Raw genomic sequence first — 6,120 nt, 5'->3', positions numbered from 1 at the left:
GAGCCACTCCAGGCGCTCGATGTAGGTCTTGGGGCGGAAGTTGCCCTGCTCGTCGAAGTCGGTGATGGGGAACGAGAGCAGGCCGGAGCCCATGATGGTTTTGAGTTCTTGCGGGGTCATGGTCATTGCAGCGGGAGAGGATGGTGAATGAAACGGGTGTCTGCGGCGCTCAGTCGAGCTTGATGTTGGCGGCCTTCACCACGCTGGCCCAGCGCGCGCGTTCCTTGGCGAAGAACTGGTCCTGTTCGGTGGAGGTCATGGTCACCACTTCGGCGCCCTGGCCGGCCAGGCGCGAGCGGATCTCGGGTGCGCGGATGGCAGTGATGAGCGCCTTGTTGAGCTTTTGCACGACCGCATCGGGTGTGCCGCGTGGCAGCAGCACGCCTTGCCAGGTGCCGGACTCGTAGCCGGCCACACCTTGCTCGGCAATCGTGGGCACGTCACCGATCAGCGGCATGCGGGTGGACTTGGAAACGCCCAGCACCTTGAGCTTGCCGTTTTGTACCTGGGGCAGGGTGGCCAGCATGCCGTTCATCAGCACCTGGGTCTGGCCGGCCACGGTGTCCTGAATCGCGGTGACGCCGCCCTTGTAGGGGATGTACTGCCAGCGTGCGCCGCTGGCGCGCTCCAGCGCCACGCCGGCAAGGTGGGGAGCGCTGCCGGTGGCTGTCACGGCAAAGTTCAGCTCGTTCTTCTTGGAGTAGGCGATCAGCTCCTTSAGGTTGTTGRCCKGSACCGAGGGRTGCACCACCARSAGGTGSGGCGARTAGGCCAGCATGGTCACRCCGCGCAGGTCYTTGGARGGRTCGAAAGRCAGCYKSGTGTAGACCGAGGGGCTGATSGCSAGCGCGCCCACATCACACAGCAGCATGGTGTAGCCATCGGGCTCGGCTTTGGCCACAAAGTCGGCACCCAGGTTGCCRYTGGCGCCGGGCTTGTTCTCGACGATCACGCTCTGCTTGAGCGATTCGGACAGCGCCTGGCTGATCGAGCGCGCAATGATGTCCGAGCTGCCGCCTGGTGGGTAGGGCACCACGATGCGCAGTGTCTTGGCAGGCCATTCAGTGGTCTGGGCCGTGGCAGAAGCTGCCGCCAGAGCGGCAGTGCAGGCCAGAAGAATTGCGCGACGTTGCAGGCTCATGGAATGTCTCCGTGTGTTTGTGTTGTTAGTCATCGTACAACTAGATCGAAAAATACGCAATCCATGCCGGTGTCATTCAGTGCATGTTTAGGGGGATTTCAGGGTTTGTACTGAGAATTCTGGCCCCAAAAAATCCAGAGATTGTTGATTGGCGTGTGTTTAAAGGTTGTGTGTGACCTCGGGTAATCCCTTTCTCTGTCGGCGCTGAAGATGGGTCAGAATGCATTTTTTGTTGTATGACGACATATCACAATCAGCCGATGCTGCAGCAATGGAACGCCCTGCGAATGGCGTCTCCGGGCGCAGCAGAACCACCACAACCTCACTGGCGGGCGCTTCGGAGTTGCAGTCCAGCCGAAGGCACTACCARGGGACCGAGCATGACCATCCCATTTCGTATCCATCACCGCGTCGCGCCCGTGATGCTGGCCGTCGCAACCGCGCTGGGCTTACAGGCGGTACAGGCAGCCACCTGGGTGTACGTGGCCAATGCAGACAGCCAGGATGTGTCGGTGCTGGAGCTGGACCGCGCCGCCGGGACGCTCAAGCCCGTGGACACCACGGCACTGGGCGGCGCTGCCATGCCCATGGCCGTCAGCCCGGACAAGCGCGTGCTCTATGTGGCATTGCGCTCGCAGCCGTTTCGGGTGGTCAGCCTGGCCATTGACCCGGCGAGTGGCAAGCTGCGCAAGCTGGGCGAGGCGCCGTTGGCCGACAGCATGGCCAATATCGACACCGACGCCACCGGGCGCTGGCTGTTCGCAGCCTCCTACCCCGGACACAAGATCACGGTCAATAGCATTGGCAAGGACGGTGTCGTGGGAGCGGTGCAGCAACTCATTCCCACCGCGCCCAACGCGCATGCCATCCATGCGGATGCCGCCAACCGCTATGTCCTGGCGACCAGCCTGGGTGGCGACCACCTGTCGGCATGGAAGTTCGATGCCGAGACGGGCAAGCTCACCGCCCACGAGCCCGCTTTGACGCCCGTGGCGCCCGAAAAGTCCGGCCCCCGCCACTTTGTCTGGAGCGGCGACCAGCGCCACCTGTATCTGCTGGACGAACTGGATGCGGCCGTGCATGTGATGGCCTACGACAAGGAGCGAGGCACGCTGCGCCCGCTGCAGCGCACCACGGCATTGCCCGCAGGTTTTGCGGGCAAGCCCTGGGCCGCCGACATTCACCTATCGCCCGATGGCCGCACGCTGTATGCGTCGGAGCGCACGTCCAGCACGCTGAGCGCATTTCGCGTCGATGCCGCCACCGGGCAGCTGCAGCCCCTGGGGCATGTGCCCACCGAAAAGACGCCGCGCGGTTTTGCAGTGGACGCGTCTGGCCGCTTCCTGATCGCTGCGGGACAGGAGTCGCACCACGTCGCACTGCACCCCATTGACCCCGCGACAGGCCTTCCCGGTGTGCCCACCCGCGTTCCGGTGGGTAAGAACCCCAACTGGATCGAGATCGTCGATATGCCCTGAGCGAGTAAGGGCGCGCGTTCACAGGCTGCACCGACAACACGGCCTCCGCAGGCGCCCTCGCTCGTTGCCCCCTTTTTTCATTGCCCCTAGGAGACAAACACATGCAACGCAGAACCCTAGTCCAATCCGCAGCCCTGGCAGCTGCGGGCGCGCTGATGGCGCTGCCCGCCATGGCCCAGACCACCTGGCCCACGGGCAAAGCCATCAGCTACGTGGTGCCCTTTGCCGCCGGTGGCACCACCGACACCCTGGCCCGTCTGATCGGCCAGCAACTCGGCACAGCCCTGGGCACCACGGTGGTGGTGGAGAACAAGGGCGGTGCTGCTGGCAGCATCGGCTCGGAGGCCGCCGCGCGCTCGGCCCCGGATGGCTTCACTCTGCTGGGTGGCACGGTCAGCTCGCATGCCATCAACATCAGCCTGTACCCCAAGCTGGGTTACGACCCCATCAAGTCGTTCAGCCCCGTCACGCTGATCGGCACCAACCCGGTGGTGCTGGTGGTGTCGGCCAACAGCCCTTATAAAACCCTGAAGGACGTGCTGACGGCCGCCAAGGGCAAGCAGGGCGGCCTGTCGTCTGCGTCCGCCGGCACGGGCAGCTCGCAGCATCTGGCGGTGGAACTGCTGGCCTACAAGTCGGGCGTGAAGTTCACGCACATCCCCTACAAGGGCAGCGGCCCCGCCATCCAGGACGTGATCRGCGGCCAGGTSGACATGATGTTCGACACCACCGTGGTGGCSGSYCCGCACATCCAGAGCGGCAAGCTGCGCGCCATTGCCGTSACSTCGCCCAAGCGCCTGGCCTCSATGCCCGACGTGCCCACGGTSGCGGAGTCCGGCGTGGCCGAACTCAAGGACTTTGAGGTGCAGTCCTGGCAGGCCATCTTTGTGCCGGCGGGCACGCCCACCCCGGTGGTGAGCCGCCTGCACGACGAGATCCGCAAGATCCTCGCCCAGCCCGACATGCAGACCCGCCTCAAAGGTTTTGGCATGGAGCCTGCCGACATGAGCGTGGCCCAGATCGCCACCTTCCAGAAAGCCGAAGTGGACAAATGGGCGCAGGTCATCAAGGCGGCCAATATCAAGGTGGACTGATCGCCCGGCCGATCCTGTTTTCCTCCTGTAGAGACTTGGCGGAACTGCCTTTGGGCCGTTCCGCCTTTTTTATTGCGGGTTGGGCGCTGGCGCGCTGGCGGGGGCGTCCGTCGATGGCGAGCGATGTGCGAGCACGAGATCGGGATGCTGTCCGGTGAGCAACAGAAACATCGCAAACACGGGTCCCTGCATGTTGCGCTCGTCGGTCATGCTCTCCAGCGCCTGCCAGGTGCGCGACTGCACGCCGCCCCGGCTGCCGGTCTGCAGTGGGTAGCCCATGAGTTCGGCAGCTTGCGCCTGGCTGAGCCCGGCTGCAACGCGCGCGGCCTTGAGCTGCTCGCCGGTGGGCACAGGCATCGCAAGGGCCATGACAGAAATGGGTGGCTGGGACATGGTTTGCTATAAAAAAAAGAGCTATCGGTACATAGAGTATGGGCGCTACAGCCCATTTTTACTCAAAAACAGCAGCAGATATCCGGGTGTGGTGCTGGCATATCACTGGACAAAACAGAGAGGTGCCGCGATGCAGGCTGGCGGAGGGCGCTTCTAGAATTTGCTCGCACTTGACGAGCGTCAACACAAACAACAAGCCGCATTCCGAGCGGCATCCGAGGAGGGAGCCATGAGTTACACCATCCAGATCTGGGAGAAGCCCGCCGATTGGCCCTGGCCAGCCACCAAGGCCGAGGCGGACGCGCAGTACGAGCGCGTGGAGGCCGGCCCCCAGGTGCCGATGAACCCCCAATTCACTGCCTGGGCCCGGGCCGTCGAACAGCGCTTTGCCGGGTTCTGGGACATTTACCTCGGTGGTCCTGACATCACCGACCCGACCTTCGGCGTGGGCATCAACACCCGCTTTCCGGATTGGGGTCCGCCGTTTGACGATGGCTGGGAGCAGGCGGCCCGCCTGGGCCTGAATCTGTATGACCGACAAAGTGGCGTGCACTATCTGGCCAATGGCGACACCCCTGAGGAGCCCGACTTGCAGGTGCACCATGCGGTCCGTGCGCGCCAGGCGGGCGATGACGCCAAAGCCTGGGCCGAGTACCGGCGCTGGGCAGCGCGGGGCAACCCCCATGCGCTGTATGCGCTGGGTCGGGCCCTGCGCTTTGGCACCATGGGCCAGCGCAGGCACTTTGACCTGGCGGCTGCACTGCAGCTCATGGGCGCGCACGATGCGGAGACCCGCAAGGACGCCCAAGCCTTCTACGAGCGCTTTCCGGACAAGGCCAAGGCCCGCGTTCAGGCTCTGATGGCACGGCTGACGGCCGCCCCGGGCGAGACACTGCTGCAGATCGTGGACGAAGAGCGCAAGGCAGTCGATGACGCTGTGGCCCGCAGCGAGCAACTGGCCTTGTACTCGCGCAAGCGCATTGAAGCGGCAGACGCCCTGGAGCCCGCAGCGGCCCAGGGCCACGAGGTGGCAGCCTTTCTGCACGCGCTGGAGACCGTGATCGGCTGGGAGCAGCCCAACTACGAGAACGCGCGCTCCTGGTGCCAGCGCGCTGCAGACTGGGACCATGAACCCGCCCAACGCCTGTTGGCCGTGATGTTCGAGCGCGGCTGGGGCGGGCCGGCGGACGCGCAGCAGGCCGCCAAGTGGAACGCCGCCGCGCAAACGCAGCGGCAGCGGGCGCAGCAAAAGCAGCAGGCCCAGCAAGCGTCAGAGTCGCCCGGCGGCCTCAGCCTGGCGCCCATGGCTGCAGCTTCGTCCGCGCCCGGTGCCGCAGCACCCCTGGTGTGGACTGGCAACCCCCTGCGCGACCTGCCGGGCTGGTACGCCCGCGAGGGCGATCCGCACGCCGCTTTCCACCTGGGCACCAGCGACGAGCATGGCCGCTATGGCGGCCCCGTGAACCTGGCCCAGGCCCGCGCCTGGTATGCCCAGGCGGCCGAGGCAGGCCACGCCGACGCCACCTACAACCTGGGCACCTTCATCGAAAGCGGCAAGGGCGGCCCCAAAGATGCCCTGGTGGCCAAGGCGTTGTTCATGCTGGCCAATACGCGGGGCACCACCATGCAGGTGGCCGACCTGCGCATCAAGCCGCAAGAGCAGGGGCCCGTGCGGGCGCTGGTGATGGCACTGCGCGAGCCGGGGCGGCTGCGTGCCGTGCTGCAAGAGCGGGGACTCGCCCCGAATCCTCAGGCTGCTGGTGGGGCCGCCGCGCGGGTGGTGGGCGCAGCGGCAGCGGCGGGTCTGTCCGCAGGTGAATGGGGGCGGGGTGATGGCGCCCCGCCGTCGCCAGGTACAGCCAGGCCGCCAGAGCCACAGACTCCGCGTTCGCAGGCGCCCAGCCCCTCGCGCAGCCGCACAGGCCCGACGCATCGCAGCGAAGAGGGCGACGAGGGCGATGCCCATGAAGATGCCCGCTATGGACGCTCCACCTCCACGTTTGCATGTTTGCAT

5 protein-coding genes and 1 pseudogene are annotated in these 6,120 nt (G+C 65.5%); 3 read left to right on the top strand and 3 right to left on the bottom strand.

Annotation, left to right across the window (positions count from 1 at the left end; all coding sequences use genetic code 11):
- Together AC04MI_RS22630 and AC04MI_RS22625 are read right to left on the bottom strand one after the other, a co-directional pair.
- Positions 1-120 (bottom strand): annotated as a pseudogene (locus AC04MI_RS22630) (5-dehydro-4-deoxyglucarate dehydratase); the annotation flags it as partial.
- Positions 121-169: 49 nt separating this feature from the next.
- Complete coding sequence (locus AC04MI_RS22625; protein WP_476498762.1) at positions 170-1,141, bottom strand: Bug family tripartite tricarboxylate transporter substrate binding protein; 972 nt, start codon at positions 1,139-1,141, stop codon at positions 170-172.
- A gap of 380 nt (positions 1,142-1,521) precedes the next feature.
- Here AC04MI_RS22625 and AC04MI_RS22620 point away from each other — a divergent pair, with 380 nt between their 5' ends.
- Together AC04MI_RS22620 and AC04MI_RS22615 are read left to right on the top strand one after the other, a co-directional pair.
- Positions 1,522-2,619, top strand: coding sequence for a lactonase family protein (locus tag AC04MI_RS22620; protein ID WP_436077432.1), 1,098 nt, complete (start codon positions 1,522-1,524; stop codon positions 2,617-2,619).
- 101 nt (positions 2,620-2,720) lie between these two features.
- Positions 2,721-3,713 carry a Bug family tripartite tricarboxylate transporter substrate binding protein gene (locus tag AC04MI_RS22615; RefSeq protein WP_476498761.1) on the top strand — a complete coding sequence of 331 codons (993 nt, stop codon included), beginning with the start codon at positions 2,721-2,723 and terminating at the stop codon, positions 3,711-3,713.
- Positions 3,714-3,782: 69 nt separating this feature from the next.
- Here AC04MI_RS22615 and AC04MI_RS22610 read toward each other — a convergent pair whose 3' ends face one another.
- Positions 3,783-4,106 carry a helix-turn-helix domain-containing protein gene (locus AC04MI_RS22610; protein ID WP_436077431.1) on the bottom strand — a complete coding sequence of 108 codons (324 nt, stop codon included), beginning with the start codon at positions 4,104-4,106 and terminating at the stop codon, positions 3,783-3,785.
- Positions 4,107-4,335: 229 nt separating this feature from the next.
- Here AC04MI_RS22610 and AC04MI_RS22605 point away from each other — a divergent pair.
- A partial coding sequence (locus AC04MI_RS22605; protein ID WP_476498760.1) for a tetratricopeptide repeat protein occupies positions 4,336-6,120 on the top strand: 1,785 nt, incomplete at its 3' end.

Source organism: Acidovorax sp. LjRoot204 (genome assembly GCF_056175785.1).
The sequence above is the reverse complement of the archived record's forward strand: the minus strand, read 5'-3'. Positions and strand labels throughout refer to the sequence as shown.

Bases quoted from the DNA above. Each gene is read 5' to 3' on its own strand.
- AC04MI_RS22620 (WP_436077432.1), top strand. From the start codon at position 1,522: ATGACCATCCCATTTCGTATCCATCACCGCGTCGCGCCCGTGATGCTG.
- AC04MI_RS22610 (WP_436077431.1), bottom strand. From the start codon at position 4,106: ATGTCCCAGCCACCCATTTCTGTCATGGCCCTTGCGATGCCTGTGCCC.